The organism is Pollutimonas thiosulfatoxidans (assembly GCF_004022565.1).
In the GTDB taxonomy this organism is placed as follows: domain Bacteria; phylum Pseudomonadota; class Gammaproteobacteria; order Burkholderiales; family Burkholderiaceae_B; genus Pusillimonas_D; species Pusillimonas_D thiosulfatoxidans.
In genome coordinates, this window is record NZ_CP022987.1 from 1,097,449 (window position 1) to 1,113,835 (window position 16,387).

16 protein-coding genes and 1 tRNA gene are annotated in these 16,387 nt (G+C 59.7%); 8 read left to right on the forward strand and 9 right to left on the reverse strand.

Going from position 1 to position 16,387, the window contains the following annotated elements; genetic code table 11:
• Positions 1-168: 168 nt before the first annotated feature.
• The 3 genes from CKA81_RS05310 to CKA81_RS05320 all read right to left on the reverse strand — a co-directional run bounded on the left by CKA81_RS05310 (position 169) and on the right by CKA81_RS05320 (position 2,395).
• Positions 169-245, reverse strand: a tRNA-Pro gene (locus CKA81_RS05310).
• Between the two features lie 127 nt (positions 246-372).
• Positions 373-1,740 (reverse strand): TrkH family potassium uptake protein, encoded by a 1,368-nt coding sequence (locus tag CKA81_RS05315; protein ID WP_128354362.1) that lies wholly within the window; start codon positions 1,738-1,740, stop codon positions 373-375.
• Between the two features lies 1 nt (position 1,741).
• Positions 1,742-2,395 (reverse strand): potassium channel family protein, encoded by a 654-nt coding sequence (locus tag CKA81_RS05320; protein ID WP_128354363.1) that lies wholly within the window; start codon positions 2,393-2,395, stop codon positions 1,742-1,744.
• 123 nt (positions 2,396-2,518) lie between these two features.
• Between CKA81_RS05320 and CKA81_RS05325 the strand changes: the two genes are divergently transcribed.
• Positions 2,519-3,598, forward strand: a complete 1,080-nt coding sequence (locus CKA81_RS05325) for an alkene reductase (protein WP_128356592.1) — start codon at positions 2,519-2,521, stop codon at positions 3,596-3,598.
• Between the two features lie 60 nt (positions 3,599-3,658).
• The gene (locus CKA81_RS05330) at positions 3,659-4,060 is read left to right on the forward strand and encodes a BPTD_2524 family lipoprotein (protein ID WP_128354364.1); all 402 of its coding nucleotides are present in this window, start codon (positions 3,659-3,661) and stop codon (positions 4,058-4,060) included.
• 24 nt (positions 4,061-4,084) lie between these two features.
• On the opposite strand, the gene CKA81_RS05335 is transcribed toward CKA81_RS05330, so the two are convergent.
• Positions 4,085-4,543, reverse strand: coding sequence for a GatB/YqeY domain-containing protein (locus tag CKA81_RS05335; RefSeq protein WP_128354365.1), 459 nt, complete (start codon positions 4,541-4,543; stop codon positions 4,085-4,087).
• A 123-nt stretch (positions 4,544-4,666) separates the two neighbouring features.
• Between CKA81_RS05335 and ypfH the strand changes: the two genes are divergently transcribed.
• On the forward strand, positions 4,667-5,419 hold the full coding sequence (ypfH, locus tag CKA81_RS05340) for an esterase (protein WP_228255801.1): 753 nt from the start codon (positions 4,667-4,669) through the stop codon (positions 5,417-5,419).
• A gap of 20 nt (positions 5,420-5,439) precedes the next feature.
• Here ypfH and CKA81_RS05345 read toward each other — a convergent pair whose 3' ends face one another.
• The 3 genes from CKA81_RS05345 to CKA81_RS05355 form a co-directional block, all read right to left on the reverse strand.
• Complete coding sequence (locus CKA81_RS05345) at positions 5,440-6,234, reverse strand: NRDE family protein (RefSeq protein ID WP_128354366.1); 795 nt, start codon at positions 6,232-6,234, stop codon at positions 5,440-5,442.
• 16 nt (positions 6,235-6,250) lie between these two features.
• Positions 6,251-7,294 carry a D-alanyl-D-alanine endopeptidase gene (gene pbpG, locus CKA81_RS05350; protein ID WP_128354367.1) on the reverse strand — a complete coding sequence of 348 codons (1,044 nt, stop codon included), beginning with the start codon at positions 7,292-7,294 and terminating at the stop codon, positions 6,251-6,253.
• A gap of 91 nt (positions 7,295-7,385) precedes the next feature.
• Positions 7,386-8,669: an MFS transporter gene (locus CKA81_RS05355; protein ID WP_128354368.1), complete on the reverse strand. Its 1,284-nt coding sequence runs from the start codon at positions 8,667-8,669 to the stop codon at positions 7,386-7,388.
• A 54-nt stretch (positions 8,670-8,723) separates the two neighbouring features.
• On the opposite strand from CKA81_RS05355, the gene CKA81_RS05360 reads away from it, so the two are divergent.
• From CKA81_RS05360 to CKA81_RS05380, 5 genes are all read left to right on the forward strand, one after another.
• Complete coding sequence (locus tag CKA81_RS05360; protein WP_128354369.1) at positions 8,724-9,233, forward strand: cupin domain-containing protein; 510 nt, start codon at positions 8,724-8,726, stop codon at positions 9,231-9,233.
• A gap of 68 nt (positions 9,234-9,301) precedes the next feature.
• Positions 9,302-9,820: a hypothetical protein gene (locus CKA81_RS05365; protein WP_128354370.1), complete on the forward strand. Its 519-nt coding sequence runs from the start codon at positions 9,302-9,304 to the stop codon at positions 9,818-9,820.
• A gap of 23 nt (positions 9,821-9,843) precedes the next feature.
• Positions 9,844-10,710, forward strand: coding sequence for a YihY/virulence factor BrkB family protein (locus CKA81_RS05370; RefSeq protein ID WP_128354371.1), 867 nt, complete (start codon positions 9,844-9,846; stop codon positions 10,708-10,710).
• Positions 10,707-11,735: a DNA topoisomerase IB gene (locus CKA81_RS05375; protein ID WP_128354372.1), complete on the forward strand. Its 1,029-nt coding sequence runs from the start codon at positions 10,707-10,709 to the stop codon at positions 11,733-11,735. The genes CKA81_RS05370 and CKA81_RS05375 overlap by 4 nt, the downstream gene beginning before the upstream one ends.
• 2 nt (positions 11,736-11,737) lie before the next feature.
• Positions 11,738-14,482, forward strand: a complete 2,745-nt coding sequence (locus tag CKA81_RS05380) for an ATP-binding cassette domain-containing protein (protein WP_128354373.1) — start codon at positions 11,738-11,740, stop codon at positions 14,480-14,482.
• Here the strand turns inward: CKA81_RS05380 and CKA81_RS05385 are convergent.
• Together CKA81_RS05385 and CKA81_RS05390 are read right to left on the reverse strand one after the other, a co-directional pair.
• Entirely contained in the window at positions 14,457-14,945 is a 489-nt protein-coding gene (locus CKA81_RS05385; RefSeq protein ID WP_128354374.1) for a DUF421 domain-containing protein, read from the reverse strand. The genes CKA81_RS05380 and CKA81_RS05385 overlap by 26 nt on opposite strands.
• The gene (locus tag CKA81_RS05390; protein WP_128354375.1) at positions 14,945-16,345 is read right to left on the reverse strand and encodes a UDP-glucose dehydrogenase family protein; all 1,401 of its coding nucleotides are present in this window, start codon (positions 16,343-16,345) and stop codon (positions 14,945-14,947) included. The genes CKA81_RS05385 and CKA81_RS05390 overlap by 1 nt, the downstream gene beginning before the upstream one ends.
• Between the last annotated feature and the right edge of the window lie 42 nt (positions 16,346-16,387).

Genomic DNA, 16,387 nt, shown 5'->3' on the forward strand with positions numbered 1-16,387 from the left:
TTTTATTTCTGGATACAGACTTATGGAGGAAATCTTAGAGAGGAATCGTGCGCAGCAGAATGCGACATACGGCTTACGTCAGCTGTACGCCAGGGGGATGTTTGGAGGAGGGAAGGAAGGGCAAAAAGAAAAGCGGCTTGGCAATCATGCCAAGCCGCTATCTTATGTTGGTCGGGACGGCGGGATTCGAACTCGCGACCCCTTGCACCCCATGCAAGTGCGCTACCAGGCTGCGCTACGCCCCGAAACTATCGGCCTTTTCAGCCTTTAGTCACTTCGCTGATCGACCAAATCAAGATCAGCGAAAGACGAGATTCTAGCACAAACAATCGCCGCCCGGATGCCGATGGGCAAGGGCAGGCCCAGAGCCCATCAACCCACCTGAAATTCTGTTTCCGGATAGCGTACGCGGCTGCGTTTCTGGGTAGCCAGGCTGTAGGCCAGGGTAAGCGGCCCGAGCCTCCCCACGAACATCAGTACGATCACCAGCAATTGGCTGGGAGTGGACAACTGGGGCGTCAGTCCGCGCGACATGCCGGTGGTGCTGACGGCCGAGACCACCTCAAATGCGATGTCGACTAGCGGGGCGTCCTCCAGCACAGTCAGTATCAGGGTGCCGGCAAACACCAGTGCCGCGGTCACCAGTAGCAGTGCCAAGGCCTTTTGCACGGTGTCGGGCGACACCGAACGTTTGAACAGCACGACCTCTTTACGATGGAAAAGATAGGAATAGACGGCTGCCACGAGGATGATGAAAGTCCCGACCTTGATGCCGCTGGCCGTGCTCAAGGAGCCGCCGCCTATGAACATCAGCAACATCGTCACCAGGGTGGAGCTGTCGCGCAGCTCGCTGACGTCGATGCTGACATAGCCGGCCGTGCGGCTGGTTACGCTTTGCATCCAGGCGGCCAGTGCCTGAGCATGGACAGGAAGCTCGCCCAGGGTATCGGGATTGCGGTATTCCAGCGCCCATATCGCTGCAAAGCCGCCCAAGTTCAAGATAATGGTGCCGGCCAGAATAACCTTGGTATAGGTCAGTAATGGCGCCCAACGTTTCTTCTGGCCTACGTCGCTAAGCACGGAAAACCCGATGCCGCCCAAAATAATGCAGGTGGACAGCACCAGTATGGTTACCGGGTCGCCCACGAACTGCGCAATGCTGCCGGGAAATAATGAAAAACCGGCGTTGTTGAAGGCGCCTATGGCATGGAAGGTGGCCCGATACACGGCTGTCAAGAAGGGATAATCGCGCCACCACCACAGCGCCAATACCAGGGCGGCAAGGGCCTCGACCGTAAGCGAGATCCGCAAGACCGATATCGCCGTACGACGTATGCGCGACACGCTGGTCTGGTTGAACGCCTCTAAAGCCAGGGCCTGTTGTCCCAGACTCAGCTTTTTTCCGAGTGTAATAGCCGCGATTACCGCAAAGGTCACAAAGCCCAGGCCGCCCAGTTGTACCAGCGAAATAAGGACAATCTGACCGAAAGGGCTCAAGGAGACGGCGGGGTCGATTACGGCCAGGCCCGTTACCGTGACCGCCGAGGTGGCCATGAAAAATGCGGCCATCAAGCCTATAGGCCGGGTACCGGAGACTGGTAGGGCAAGCAACAGCGTGCCTATCAGGATCAGCACGACAAACCCCGCTGCCAACACAATAGGCGGGCTTGCTCGCAACAGCCCCGTGCGCCGGAAGCGCGTGTAGGATCCGTAGCCGTATGCCGGCAGCCAGTTGCGCATGCTAGACCAGTTTGGGTGCGATGTGCTTGAGGGCCGACAACTGTCCGAGCATGACCAGCACATCGTTGGGCTGCAGGGCGAAGTCGTCAGGCGGATGTACGGTGACCTGGGTTTTTCGTTTGACCAGCAATACATGAAGAGTTTCAGGCATGCCGTCAAATACCTCGCTTAAAGATACGCCCTTCAGGCGCTCGCTGACGCCGATCTCGACCACGAACTCGCCATTGCCCAACGAAATGTAGTCGTTGACCATGGGGTAGCTCAGTGTCTGGGCCACGCGCATGCCCATTTCTTCTTCGGGATGAACAATGCGGTCTACACCCAGTTTGTTCAGTATGAGGTGCTGCGCGTGCGAACTGGCCTTGACCCAGATCGGGCCTATACCCAAGGACTTCAGATGCACCACGCATACCAGGCTGGCCTGTATTCCTTCGCCGATGGCTACCAGTACTACGTCGTAGTTCTCCAGGCCCAATTCCTCCAGGGCGCTGCGGTCGGTAACATCAGCGATGACAGCGTGGGTAACCTGGTCAGCCAAGGCGTCTACGACTTTGCCATCGGTATCTACAGCCAGTACCGAGTGGCCCATTTTCATCAGTTCAAGCGCGGCTGCCGAACCAAATCGACCCAGGCCGATGACGGCGAATTGTCCCATGGTGATCTTCATAGTCCTCGAGGTTGCAGTGGTACTACCTTAGTGCATTGGTGAAGACTGTAAAATTCTGGTAAAAACCCTTATGGACTTTTTTACCGTATTAAGTAGGACAACAGCTTGATTATGACCAGCTTGTTCGAGCCACTTCAGCTTGGCGCCGTAACCTTGAAGAACCGCGTCGTGATGGCGCCGTTGACCCGCAACCGAGCATCGGAAGGGCGCGTGCCCAACGATATGATGCGCCGCTATTATTGCCAGCGTGCGACGGCGGGCCTGATTCTGTCGGAAGCCACCTCCGTTTCCCCGCAAGGTGTGGGCTACCCCCATACGCCGGGCATCTGGAGCACTGCGCAAGTGGAAGGCTGGCGGCGCGTTACCCAGGCGGTACACGGCAAGGGTGGCAAGATCTTCATGCAACTGTGGCATGTCGGGCGGGTTTCAGATCCTGAATTCCTGAACGGCGAGATCCCGGTAGCGCCCAGCGCCATCGCATGTGAGGGCACTGTCAGCCTGTTGCGGCCCAAGCGCCCCTATGTCGTGCCGCGCGCCCTGCATACTGAAGAACTCCCCGCCATAGTGCAGGATTTCGCCGTGGCGGCGCGTAACGCCCGCGAGGCGGGTTTCGATGGCGTCGAAGTTCATGCCGCCAACGGGTACCTGATCGACCAATTTCTTCAGGACGGTTCGAACCACCGGGGCGACGAGTACGGCGGACCGATAGAAAATCGTGCCCGCTTGCTGCTGGAAATTGTGGATGCTTGCACAGGGGTCTGGGGCGCGGGTCGTGTCGGCGTACACCTCTCGCCACGTGGCGGTGCCCATTCGATGTCGGATTCCGATCCCGGCGCCTTGTTCTCTTATGTGGCTGAAGCGCTGGGCCGACGGAAAGTGGGCTTTATCTTTACGCGGGAAGCGCTGGGCGACGATAGCCTTACCGGGCGCATGCGACAGTTGTTTGGCGGGCCCATCATCGTCAATGAGAAATACGATCCGGACAGCGCTACCAAAGCCGTGGCCAATGGCCATGCTGATGCGGTTGCATTTGGCAAGGCCTACATTGCCAACCCCGACCTGGTGGCCCGCCTGCAAAGCGGTGCCGCATTGAACGACTGGGACCCCTCCACCTTCTATACGGACGGCCCGCAGGGTTACGTGGATTATCCGGCACTGCTTGCGCCAACTGCCACCGAAGTATGCAGTTGAATGCCCGGCGTGCTAACTTTAGCTCTACGATGCGGTCGAACGGCGTAACAGGAGAGCAAGGTGAAGGCGCTACTTATCGGTATGGGCACTGCGGTGCTGTTGTCAGCCTGCACGATGGGCATACAGCCCGGCGGCGATTTTCCCACGGTTTCCTACACCGTTCCGCGTAGCTACCAAACGGTTTACCTGCGCGTTCAGAACCAGGCGGACGAGTGTCTGCGTGGCAAAAAACAATACGACGTCCATGCCACGGTAGATCCGGCCATGCAGACCGGTACAGTGGCGGTGCGCGCACCCATAGGTGGTGTTGAAGTCGCCCGCAGCGACATCGAAGCCATCGACTCGAAGCACACGCGTGTCACCCATACTGTGTGGGGTCCCAGCCCTTGGGACGAGCGCGCCTTGGCGGCCATGCGGCATTCGGTCTTGATGGATATGTCCGTTTGCGTGGTCTACAAGTAAGACGCCCCGCGCCGCAGTGCCGCTCTAAGCCAGACGTTTCTTGACCAGCGCCGAGACCTCCGACATGTCGGCGCGACCCGCCAGGCTGATCTTGACCAGCGCCATGATTTTGCCCATGGCGGGTCCGCCGGTCACGCCATCGGCAGATACTTGCGCCACGGCGGCATCGATGGCGGCTTCTACCTCTTGTGCTGTGGCGGCTTGCGGCAAAAACTCTTGAAGGACAGTGATTTCGGCCTTTTCTTTTTCGGCTGTTTCAGTTCGGCCGGCCTGTTCAAAGGCGGCGATGGATTCGCGGCGCTGCTTGACTTGCTTTTCGATAATGGCGGTGATGGCGGCGTCGTCCAGTTCGCGGCGCTCGTCGACTTCCTTTTGCTTGATCGCGGCCTGAAGGAAGCGCAGCGTACCCAGGCGCGCAGCGTCCTTCGCGCGCATGGCTGTTTTGACGGCTTCGCTTAGTTGTTCTCGCAGCGTATTGTTCATGTCGATGTCCTGGCCAAAGTCACACATTTTAATAGACTTCTGTCAGCGCGCTGAACGCTTCCGCCCGGTGGCGTACAATTTTCATACTGACTGAATGGACTGGGCTGCGCCCAGGAGTGTTTTATGGTTATGGCCAAACAGCCGCCTGTTCCGGACCCCCTGATCTTCGTGCCTCGTCAAGGCAAGCCCCAACTGCTTTTCGTTCTGCTGCACGGCGAATCCGCCGATCCGCAGCAAGTAGCGCCATTGGCCGACGCCATCAAGCTTGCCTTTCCTATGGCCATTGTCGTGTTGCCTTATGGCTTCCACCAGCCGTCGTGGCAAGACGAACAACCTGGCGGTTACCACTGGATAGACCCGGGCAATCCAGAGGATGAGAATTACCGTGCTCGCGTAGCGGCTTCGGTGAACCCGCTGATCGAGCTGATCCGGACCCTACAGGAAAAGTTCGGCTTGTCAGGCCAGCAAACTGCACTGGCCGGGTTTTCCCAAGGGGCCTCAATGGCGCTGGAGGCCAGCCACGCTGATCATGGCTTGGCAGGCCGCGTATTGGCTTTCTCGGGGCTGTACGCCACCATGCCCGCCGTGGTGCCGCCTGCTACTTTGCTGCATTTCTTTCATGGTGCCAACGATCAGCAAGTGTCGGTACAGGAAGTGGAATCGACCTTATCGCAACTGGCGAGCCTTCAGGGTGATGCCACCCTGGACGTCGCCTCGCGCATAGGCCATGAACTGCATGAGGCATTGATTCGTCAAGCCATTGTGCGGCTGCAGACTTGTGTACCGCTACGCAGTTGGGAGGACGCCATGTCTACGCTACAGGAAGATCAGCTGCGTGAGAAGCAAGCTGGGCAGGGTGGGCCGACCCTGCATTGATGCATTGACGGTGCGCCCATTCACGCGTCCATCGCGATACCGGCCGATAGGCAAAAGGGCCAATCGTGGCGTTCGATGGCCTTGCCCAGCGTGTCAAAGCTTACTTCGCTAAATATCGAATGCCCGTCAGCACGCAGGGCGACGATCGTCGAGCAGCGGGTACCGTAGTCGGGGCTGACTATGAATGGACTACTAAGCAGACGCTCGCGCTCCAGTGTCAGGCCGGTACTGGGCAGGGCCGCATCGTCCGCCACGGTGCCGTCCTTCAGGATGTGGAACACATCCGTCAAGCTTTCCGACAGATGCTCGATGGGGTAGGCATCGAGCGCTTGCTTGAGCCGCTCGGCTTTGGGCCAGGGCGTATCGAGCAGGTGGTTCGACAAAATATAAGTGCCTGGCTCCAGGCTGACAACTGCTGAGTCAGGGCTGCGGTTGCCCAGGTAAACGGCTTCCGACAAATCGCCCACAATAAGATTGAAGCCGTTGTAGTCGCCGGCGGTTGCGCTCAAGGACCTGGCATACTCGCTGGGCGGCGTGTCGCCTTCAAGAAAGCGGCGGACAAGATCTCCTCGCGTCGGGGCATCCGCAAGCACCTTGCCGGGGTCACGGTAGTTGGTGATCAGGGCATAACGGCCCGCCGTGGTCACGCCCAGCCACGTGCCTCCGCCTTGCACATCGATGCCGGCGATGATGTCGGGTCGGTTGGGCCAGGGCGCCGCAGGCTGGCAGGGACGCTGATGGAACTCATCACGATTGGCCGCGATGAATACCGGCCAGTCCTTATGCGCCCCGATAGCAAGATAGGCAATGCACATGGTGTAGTCCGCGCGACTAAAGCATCGCCAGATGGCTTTCGCTTTCGACCCATTGCCGTAGGCGAACGGCATCGCCTATGCGCGAGCTGCCGCTGGAGTTAAGCAAGACGATGGCGACATCGCGGTCGTCGATGCGGGTCAGCATGACCAGGCATTTACCGGCTTCATTGATGAAGCCAGTCTTGGATATCTGGATGTCCCAGCCCGGGTTGCGCACGAGTCGATTGGTATTGCTGAACACCAGTTGGCGGCCGCGGCCTATGGTTACTTCTTCTTTGTCGTCGGTGGAATAGCGATGGATCACCGGATGCTTGTTGACCGCTGCAAGCAATTTGACAAGGTCGCGCGGTGAGGACACATTGTCGCTGGACAGTCCGGTGGGCTCGACAAAATTGGTATGGCGCATGCCCAGTGCACGGGCCTTGTCGTTCATGGCGCGTACAAAGGCAGGCAAGCCGCCAGGGTAATGGCGGCCCAGGGCGTTGGCGGCGCGGTTCTCGGAAGACATCAAGGCCAGGTGTAACATGTGGGCGCGGCTAAGCTCGGTACCGACCGCCAGCCGCGAGCGCGAATGGCGTAGCCGGTCGACATCGGCATCGGAGATCTGCAGCATCTCGTCCATCGATTGTCCCGCTTCGGCAACCACCAATGCAGTCATGAGTTTGGAGATCGATGCGATGGGTCGAACCTCATCGCTATTCTTGTCGTAAAGTACGTTGGCGCTGTCCAGATCCAGCACCAGGGCGGCTTCTGAATGGAGTGCGGCTTTCGGGCCGGCTTGCTCGAGGCGAGTCGGGGCAGCCTGGCGTTGCACTACGATGTCATCGGCCCCAGACAAAGATGCCTTGCGCAGACCGACACGTAGCTGTGATTGCTGTCGATTAACCGGCCTCAGGTTCTGGCGCTCGACTACACGCGTTGTATGCGCGGCTTCGGCCACTGGCGTGTGGCTGCGTGCCTGGGTCTGCGTGTAGAACACAGTGCCCGACGTAAGCAACAGGCAGGCCGGAGCAAGGGCCGAAAGGGAAAAACGACGCAGAGCTTGATTCCAGGAAGGCATGGCCGAGTCTTGAGCTGAACTAGATTCGGTGTATGGTATCAGAAGAAACGCCTTGATATTAGGCAGTTACAACATTTTCTTATACATTGGTTTAAGTCGCTGCGGGTATACCCCTAGGCCCGAAGCCTCCGCGGGCCCGGTAGATCAAGAAACCGATGATGCTGATGTTCAGAAGGTTCCAGGCAATGCCGTTCAGGAAGGCCGCATGATAGGAGCCAGACAGGTCAAAAATGGCGCCCGACATCCATCCTCCCAGTGCCATGCCGAACAGCGTGGCCATCAAGACAGTGCCCACGCGCGTTCCAGCCTCTTGCGGCGAAAAATACTCACGCACGATCAGGGCATAGGCCGGCACGATGCCACCCTGGAACAGGCCGAACATGCCTGATATCAAGTAGAGCGACACCAAGCCATTGCTGGACAGGAACATCAGCAGGGCCAGGCCTTGCAAGATGGAACCCAACATCAAGGTGCGCAGGCCGCCAATGTGATCGGATATCCAGCCCGACAGAAGCCGGCTGACGATGCCCAGGCCCAGCATCAGCGACAACATCTCGGCACCGCGCGCCGCCCCGAAACCCAGGTCGCCGCAATAGGCAACTATGTGGACCTGCGGCATGGCCATCGCAACGCAACAGGCTACGCCGGCTACGCACAGCAGCAACTGCAAGGTGGCCGGCGAAAAGCCCAGGGGCCTGGCGGGATTCGAACGGGCCGCTTCCAGCGCAAAGCGGGCCGTAGGCCGTGCGTGGGTAACGGTAGCTGTCACGGACACGGACGGCGGACGGCGTCGGTACACCAAAGCCAGCGGCAGCATGGACACCAGGCAAAAGACGCCCAGTCCGATATAGGTGGTTCGCCAGCCTTCGGTGTCGATGAAGTGCTGCATGATGGGCGGCCACACGGCTCCGGCCAGATAGTTGCCGCTCATGCATATCGCCAGCGCAATGCCGCGATGTCGGGTAAACCATTGCGAGGTGTCCGCCACCAGCGGCGCAAAGGTGGCCGCCGTGCCAAACAAGCCGATCAGCAGGCCTTGCGCAAGATTGAATTGCCACAGGTCGCCGCTGACCCCGGCCCAGATAAAGCCCGAGCTGATGCCCAGCGTGCCGAGCACGATGGGTGTGACGATACCAAAGCGGTCCGATAGCCGACCCATCAGGATGCCGCCCAGCCCAAAACCTATCATCGTCAAGGTGTAGGGTAGGGAGGCATCAGAGCGGCTGACGTCGAACTCTGCCTGGATTTGCGGCAGCACGACGGTAATGGCGTACATGCCCGAACCGCCTATCGTCATCAACATTAAAGAGACGACCAGCCTAAGCCATGCATAGGGCGATTCGGAGTTTTCTGCGACGGGTGTATCGGTTTTCATGAGCGCTATTGAACACCATATCGGCAAGCTTGTGCAGGTGGTTTAGACTACGGCATGAGCACGCCCGACGATGTCCAGCGTTTGATACGCCAATTCGATTTGATCCCCCATCCTGAAGGCGGTCATTACGTCGAAACATACCGCAGCGCCGAGAATATTATCCGCCATCCGCGGGGGCTTGAGCGCAGCGCTTCCACGGCAATTTACTACTTGCTTAACGCCGGCGCCTACTCCGCATGGCACCGTATAGCTTCTGACGAGATGTGGCACTTCTATTGCGGCCATCCCTTGCTGGTGCATGTTATTGCGGCGGACGGCGAGCTTACAACCCACCGCCTAGGCAACCCTTTACTGTCTGATGATGCCCAGTTTCAGGTGCTGGTGCCGGCCCACGCCTGGTTTTCCGCCGAACTTGTCGATCCGCAGCATTACGCTTTTGTGGGCTGTACGGTGGCGCCGGGATTCGAGTTTGCCGAGTTCGAACTGGGTGTCGAAGACGCCATGCACGCGCAGTATCCGCAGCACGGCGATCTCATCCGCCGACTGGTCTCGCGGCACCGCTGAGGGGTTTTCATCCCAGCGGCACGCAGCTTGCTGAGGCAGGGCGTCGCAAGCCACACAGGACGTTCACGATGCAGGAAGAGATCCTCGCCGAAGGAAGCTATTTCGCCGATCAGCGCGCAGCCCGCGAAGCCGTGAATTTAGCGATGCCTATGATAGAGCACGGCATGCGCAGCGGCCAGGTCGGTGAAAGCGGCTTCCTATATATCGTCGTGATGGATCCTGCGCTGGGTCCGCAACAGTGTGACTTCCAGCACGCCATACTTTACGAACAAGCCGTGGGCGATCGTTCGGCCTGGGATGCCGACTATGCCGCCTTCGCGCGCGACAAGGCCCGGGTCTGCTGGCTGACGGGGCGCGACGGTCATCACGTGCGCCACGTTTCTCCGCATCTGCTGGGCCGTGCCGACCCTGGGATATGGGGCGGTGTTTGCCTAGATGGCATCGTCGTTGGCGTCGCCGGCGCGAACCCCTGGTATGACGAAGCCTTTGCAGGCAGCATCGCCTGCTGCCTGAAGGCGCTGGCCAAGGAAAGGGCGCTTGCGACACCAGAAACCCCTGTTCTTGCTGCCGATCGCGCCATCCCCTAAAGCCATACTCGCGCGAGGTCGCCATGCACCTGAAGGGGTTCTTTAACTTAGCAAAGAAATCGATCATTGCCTGGAAGGATGATGATGCGTCCAGCCTCGGCGCGTCCATCGCTTTCTATACGGCTTTTTCCATCGCGCCTCTGCTGATCATTGTGATCGCCATAGCCGGCTTTGTTTGGGGAGAAGACGCGGTTCGCGGCGAGATCATCCGCCAACTGGGCGGGTTGGTCGGCCAGGAAGGCGCCTCCGGCGTGCAAAGCTTGTTGCGCAGCGCCGACAAGCCAGCGCAGGGCCTGACGGCCACCATCATCAGCGTGGGCATCCTGATAGTCGGCGCCACCACGGTGTTCGCGGAACTGCAGAATGCCCTGGACAAGATATGGAAGGCGCCCGCCCGCGAGACAATTTCGGGGATCTGGAGCTTGCTCCGTGCCCGACTGCTTTCGTTCGGGTTGGTGCTGGGCCTGGCATTTCTGCTTCTGGTGTCGATGATCATCAGTACCCTGCTTGCAGTCATGGGCCAGTGGACAGGCGGCTTGCTTCCCGGATGGGAGCTGCTGATGCAGGCACTCAATACGGTCGTGTCCGTTGGCATCGCGACCGTGCTCTTTGCCGCCATCTACAAGTTCATGCCGCAAGTACACATTGCGTGGCGGGATGTCTGGGTAGGCGCCCTGGTTACCGCCGTCCTATTTGAGGTCGGCAAGTTTCTTATCGGCCTGTACGTGGGCAAGAGCGCGATGATCTCCTCGCTCACGGCTGCCGGCTCACTGGTCGTTGTGCTGGTGTGGGTGTATTACGCGGCGCAGATTTTTCTGTTGGGTGCCGAGTTCACCTGGATTTATGCGAACGAGCATGGTTCGCGCTCCAAGTCTGCTCCGGATCAATGACCGACGAGCTGGTCTACATTGGGGAAGACGCCCCCGGTATCACGCGCCACAGGGTAGGCAAAGGTTTTCGGTATGTGGATGCGGCCGGACGGCGCATCACCGATGCCCAAACGCTCGCCCGTATCCGCGCCTTGGCCATTCCCCCGGCATACGAACAGGTCTGGATCTGTGCGGACCCCCGCGGTCATATACAGGCCACCGGACGCGATGCCAGGGGACGCAAGCAATACCGGTATCACGAGGTATGGAAACGTATACGGGATGCCGACAAGTACCAGCAGCTTGAGGCATTCGGCACTGCCCTGGCACGTATCCGCCGCAAGGTGGCGCGCGACCTTGCAGGCCCGGCAATGACGCCCGAGCGCGTGATTGCCATTGTCGTGCGCTTGCTCGAACTGACTTTGATTCGCGTCGGAACACCACGCTACGCGGTTGCCAACAAGTCGTTTGGCCTGACGACTATGCGCAGGCGTCACGCCCGGGTTGCGGGATCGACGGTGCGTTTCAAGTTCCGCGGCAAAAGCGGCATCGAGCACGATGTGACAGTCAGGGATAGACGCATCGCCCGGCTGGTAAAGCGCTGTATGGAAATTCCCGGCCAGGAACTGTTCCAGTACATCGATGAAACGGGCACCGTCCGCCGGGTGGAGTCCGGCCTGGTCAATGCCTATTTGAAAGAGGCGGGCGGTGGCGACTTCACGGCCAAGCACTATCGGACCTGGGCCGCCAGCGTGTACGCGTTCAGCCAGCTTCAACGGCGCAGTGCCGCGCAAGAGCGCCCGCTGAACAAGACCGTCAACGAGGTCTTGAAGGAAACTGCAGCACGCCTGGGCAATACGCCGAAGGTATGTCGAGACTGTTATGTACATCCCGCGGTCATCAGCACTTATCTGGAAGGTAAGCTGCCGCAGCGTCTAGCGGTGAAGTCGCCGGCGGGACTGCGCGCCGACGAATGGCGCTTCTTGCAATTCTTGCGGGCATGCGAGTTGCCGCCCGATCCGACCGTACCCGAACAAAAGGTGTAGCGATGCCAGGCAAGGCAAATGCGGCCAGTCGGCCGGCCGCCCACGCAGGCCTATCGAACTCGGCGTTTGCCCGCCGGGAAATATTCCGGACAGTAGGTCAGGTGCTATGGCGATTTCGCAAGCGGTCAGCGGCCGCCCTGGGGCTGCTGCTGATCGCCAAACTGTTCGCCATCCTGGTGCCGGTTGCCCTGAAAGGTATTGTCGACAGCCTGGAACCCACGTCGGTTGCGTTGACCTTGCCTGTCTTCCTGCTCCTGGGCTATGCGCTGTTGCGCTTCCTCGCCGGCCTGTTCACCGAGCTGCGGGATCTTGTTTTCGTGCGGGTTACGCAGACGGCGGTGGCTGACTTTACCGTAAGGATGTTCGACCATCTGCATAGCCAGGGCGTGCGTTTTCATGGCAGCCAGCAAACAGGCGTGTTCTCGCGCGACGTGCAGCGCGGCACGGCAGGCGTGGGGTTCCTGTTGGGTACAGCGCTATTTACGATTCTGCCCACGCTGGTCGAGATAGTGACTGTCCTGGGCATATTGCTGGCCGCTTACCGGCCAGGGTTTGCCGGGATCGTGGCGCTGACCTTCGCTGCCTATGCTGTTTATACCGTTATTTTCACCGAGCGTCGTACGATCTTTCAGCGGCAGGTCAACGAGCTTGATTCAGCCGCAGGCGGGCATCTGGTCGACAGCCTGCTGAACTACGAAACCGTCAAGTTTTACACCAGCCAGCGTTTCGAATCGCAGCGTCTGCAAAGCATCATGGATCGTTGGATAGACGTCGGCCTGGCGAATCAAAGGGCCTTGTCCGTATTGAACTTGGGTCAAAGCGGGATTATTGGCGTGGGGGTAGCCGCAGTCATGCTGCTTGCCGGACAAGAGGTCGTAAGCGGACGCATGGCAGTAGGTGATTTGATTCTGGTCAATGCCTACGTCATTCAGATATGCCTGCCCTTAAGCGCGCTGGGCATGATCTTCCGCCAGTCGCGCGAAGCGCTGATCAACGCAGAGCGAATGTCCGAGTTGTTGCGCTACGAACCCGAAGTGGCCGGCCAGCCCGCTGCGGAACTGGTCCTGCAAGGCGGAGCCGTCGAGTTCAGAGGTGTGGATTTCTCGTACGAACCCGGAAGGCAGATCTTGCACGACATTGATTTCGCCATACCGCCAGGCGGCACGGTGGCGGTGGTGGGCGGCAGCGGGTCGGGCAAGTCGACTCTGGCAAGGCTGCTATTGAGGTTCTATGATGCCGACTCGGGCAGCATCGTGGTGGATGGGCAGGACGTACGCAGCGTTACCCAGGCCAGTCTGCGTGCGGCCATCGGTGTGGTTCCTCAGGATGCGCTGTTGTTCAACAACACGATCGGATTCAACATTGCGTACGGAAAGCATGGCGCAACTGCGGCCGAAGTCAGCGAGGCGGCAAAGGCAGCGCGCATCCATGAGCTTATAGAAAGCTTGCCGGCAAAGTACGAAACGATGGTGGGCGAACGCGGAGTCAAGCTGTCGGGCGGCGAGCGTCAACGGATCGCGATCGCGAGGGCCGTGCTCAAGAATCCGCCCTTGCTGATTTTTGACGAAGCCACTTCGGCGCTGGATACGCGCACCGAAAAGGCGATACAGGCAGAGCTGGATCAACTGGCTCAAGGGCGCAGCACGCTCATCATTGCGCATCGTTTATCGACTGTAGTGGACGCCGACCTTATCCTGGTAATGGATCACGGGCGCATCGTAGAACGAGGCACGCATGCGCAGTTGCTCAAGTCGCAAGGCCTGTACGCACAGATGTGGGATCTGCAGCGGCAACAGATCGAGCTCGATGCGTCGGGAACCAAGCTTAGCGCCCAACCGGTCAACCTGGTGGTATTGATTGCCGGTGTGCTGGATGCGCTAAGGCCCGCCATCGACGACAAGGGCATCGCCTTTTATACCTTGATTGGTCAAGAGACGACACGGGTAACCGGCGATCCCAGCGCTCTTCAGCAACTGATCTTTGATGTATGCGAAAGCGCTATTGCGTTCACACCCGTCTCGGGCCGGATTGAACTGCGCCTGGAGCGCGATGGCGGGGACGCAACGGTGTCGATCACCGACAGCCGTTTGATGGTTCCTGAGCAACACGACGAGGATGACATGACGGTCATCGCGCCGGAGCAGCGCTTACTGGATCCGGTCAGCATGGATGCCATCATGCAGCAGATGGGAGGTCGTTTCGAAGCGCGGCCCTCCAGGGACGAGACCGGCATGACGTTTACGCTACGCATGCCCTTGCGCGCAGTGGCCAGCCTGGCCGCGCCGAGCGCGCAGGACGAAACCAAAGCGGACAAACTGCTGGAAGGGCTGCGGGCCGCCGTCGCAGACGATCAGGCCGAGGCACGTGAGCTGTTGGCCGCTGTGCTGGACGACCGCGGCGCTAGAACGGCAACCTACGAAAGCGGGGACTCTCTGTTACTTGCCCTGCGGACCACGCCGGCATCCGAGTGGCCGGATGTGCTGATTTGCGATATTTCGCTGGGCGAGCCCGATGGCTATGAAGTCATTGCGGCCATACGACAGATGGAAGCGGAACGCAGCTCTTCTCTGGCCCAACGCCTGCCCGCCATTGCCTTATCGGGATATTCGGGCAGCGAAGACCGCTTGCGGGCCCTGTTGGCTGGGTTCCAGGTGCACGTCGGCAAGCCCGTGGATCCACGCGAACTGGTCGCCACGATCCTTGCCGTTGCCGGCCCCCGTCTTAATCGCGATAAGGCAAAACAGTAACCTGGCCCGCTTCCTCAATGTAGGCGCGTCGTACGCGCGCCACATCGTCGATGCCATGGGCCCGTAGCTGGGCCATCAACTCTTCTTCCGTGATGTATTCCTTGCGCATGCCGCGCCGCTGCATCTCTCCGTCCTTGATCAGGCAGATGCGGTTGGGCTCGAGCACAACGCGCACCGCCGGTACAAAAAAACATAGCCGGTCGATGAAGACACTCCAGAAGATCAGCGTGGCGATCAGCACCATGCCTTCAGCCACGGTCTCGTACTGTCCGGCCATGCCATTCTGTGCACCATCTGCGATCATCACCAGCAACAGGACGTTGGCGGTTCCGACAGAACCGAATTCACGCCGTCCGGCGATGCGCAGCAGCACGAAGATGAACCAGAATATCAGGGTGCCGCGGACGAACAGCTCCAGAGGGGACATCTGAAATTGAAATAGGCCCAACCAGTCCACTTCCATCAGTAGCCTCCGTTATGTCGTAATTCGCTAGGCTCGGGCGACGCGGCGTATGGTGTTGGAACGGCTTGCCTAGGCGCCTTGCCGGCCTGCCCGATGCGGTAATGCCGTAAGCCAAACGCCGCCAGCTGTTCGCGCCGATACAGGTTGCGCGCATCGAAAACGGCGGGCGAGGCCAGGCACCTGGTCAAGCGCGAAAAGTCGGGCGAGCGGAACTCATCCCATTCGGTGATGACGACCAGCGCGTCGCTGCCATCGCAGGCCGCATACGCATCGTCACTCAAGTTGAGCGCCGCATCATGAATCACACGGCGGACCGGCTTGTTGGCAACCGGATCGTAGGCGCTGACCTGCGCACCGGCATCAAGCAGCATGCGGATCAGTATCAGGGACGGTGCTTCGCGTATGTCGTCGGTGTCGGGTTTGAAGGCGAGCCCCCACACGGCGATGCGGCAATGCCCAAGATCGTCACCGACGTACTGGCGAATGGCATCGAACAACAAGCGCACCTGACGCTGATTCACCAGCTCGACACTGCGCAAAAGGGTGGCTGGCTCTTGTCTATCTTGCGCCATACGGATCAAGGCCCGCAAATCCTTGGGCAGGCAAGATCCGCCATAGCCAACGCCTGGCTGTAGATATCGTCCGCCTATGCGCGGATCCGTGCGCAAGACGCTGGACACGGCATCCATGTCAGCGCCCATCTGCGCGGCGATGGCGGCCAGCTCATTGACCATGGAAACGCGCGCTGCCAGCATGGCGTTGCAGGCGTACTTGGCGAACTCGGCGCTGCGCAACTCCATGGCAAGCGTGCGTTTGCCGTCTGCGTCGAATGGAGTATAAAGTTGCCGCAACATCGCACGGGCCTGCGCGCTGGCGGTGCCTATCACAATGCGTGCAGGCTCCAGGAAGTCGTGCACGGCGCTGCCCTCGGCAAGAAACTCGGGGTTGCATGCCACCTCGATGTGCAAGCCGGTCCCACGCGCCCGCAGCTTTGATCGGAAAATCTCCTGCAATGTATCGCAAGTGCCCACTGGCGCGGTCGATTTCACGACCACCAGGCAATCATGGTCGAGCATTTCGGCAAGGCTCGAGACGCAAGCCAGCAAGCTGCTGGTATCGGCACAGCCGTCAGCTGCCGATGGCGTACCGATAGACAGGAATATTATCGAGGCGTCTTGCACACCATCGCGCAGGCTGCCGGTAAAGCGCAGGCGGCCCGCCGCGCGACCCTCATTGACCAGGCACGGTAACTGCGGTTCGTGAAAAGGCAACTGACCCGCAGCGATGCGTGCCAGTTTGGACACGTTGTTATCAATGCAAGTGACCTCATTGCCGGCCTTGGCCAGGCAAGCCGCAGTTACCAGGCCCACATAGCCTGTACCGACTATTGCCAACTTCATTATGGACTCTCCTCATGCGAGCAGAGTCGGAAAAAGCGTCGG

Bases quoted from the DNA above. Each gene is read 5' to 3' on its own strand.
- CKA81_RS05315 (WP_128354362.1), bottom strand. From the start codon at position 1,740: ATGCGCAACTGGCTGCCGGCATACGGCTACGGATCCTACACGCGCTTC.
- CKA81_RS05320 (WP_128354363.1), bottom strand. From the start codon at position 2,395: ATGGGACAATTCGCCGTCATCGGCCTGGGTCGATTTGGTTCGGCAGCC.
- CKA81_RS05325 (WP_128356592.1), top strand. From the start codon at position 2,519: ATGACCAGCTTGTTCGAGCCACTTCAGCTTGGCGCCGTAACCTTGAAG.
- CKA81_RS05335 (WP_128354365.1), bottom strand. From the start codon at position 4,543: ATGAACAATACGCTGCGAGAACAACTAAGCGAAGCCGTCAAAACAGCC.
- ypfH (WP_228255801.1), top strand. From the start codon at position 4,667: ATGGTTATGGCCAAACAGCCGCCTGTTCCGGACCCCCTGATCTTCGTG.
- CKA81_RS05345 (WP_128354366.1), bottom strand. From the start codon at position 6,234: ATGTGCATTGCCTATCTTGCTATCGGGGCGCATAAGGACTGGCCGGTA.
- pbpG (WP_128354367.1), bottom strand. From the start codon at position 7,294: ATGCCTTCCTGGAATCAAGCTCTGCGTCGTTTTTCCCTTTCGGCCCTT.
- CKA81_RS05355 (WP_128354368.1), bottom strand. From the start codon at position 8,669: ATGAAAACCGATACACCCGTCGCAGAAAACTCCGAATCGCCCTATGCA.
- CKA81_RS05360 (WP_128354369.1), top strand. From the start codon at position 8,724: ATGAGCACGCCCGACGATGTCCAGCGTTTGATACGCCAATTCGATTTG.
- CKA81_RS05365 (WP_128354370.1), top strand. From the start codon at position 9,302: ATGCAGGAAGAGATCCTCGCCGAAGGAAGCTATTTCGCCGATCAGCGC.
- CKA81_RS05370 (WP_128354371.1), top strand. From the start codon at position 9,844: ATGCACCTGAAGGGGTTCTTTAACTTAGCAAAGAAATCGATCATTGCC.
- CKA81_RS05375 (WP_128354372.1), top strand. From the start codon at position 10,707: ATGACCGACGAGCTGGTCTACATTGGGGAAGACGCCCCCGGTATCACG.
- CKA81_RS05380 (WP_128354373.1), top strand. From the start codon at position 11,738: ATGCCAGGCAAGGCAAATGCGGCCAGTCGGCCGGCCGCCCACGCAGGC.
- CKA81_RS05385 (WP_128354374.1), bottom strand. From the start codon at position 14,945: ATGGAAGTGGACTGGTTGGGCCTATTTCAATTTCAGATGTCCCCTCTG.
- CKA81_RS05390 (WP_128354375.1), bottom strand. From the start codon at position 16,345: ATGAAGTTGGCAATAGTCGGTACAGGCTATGTGGGCCTGGTAACTGCG.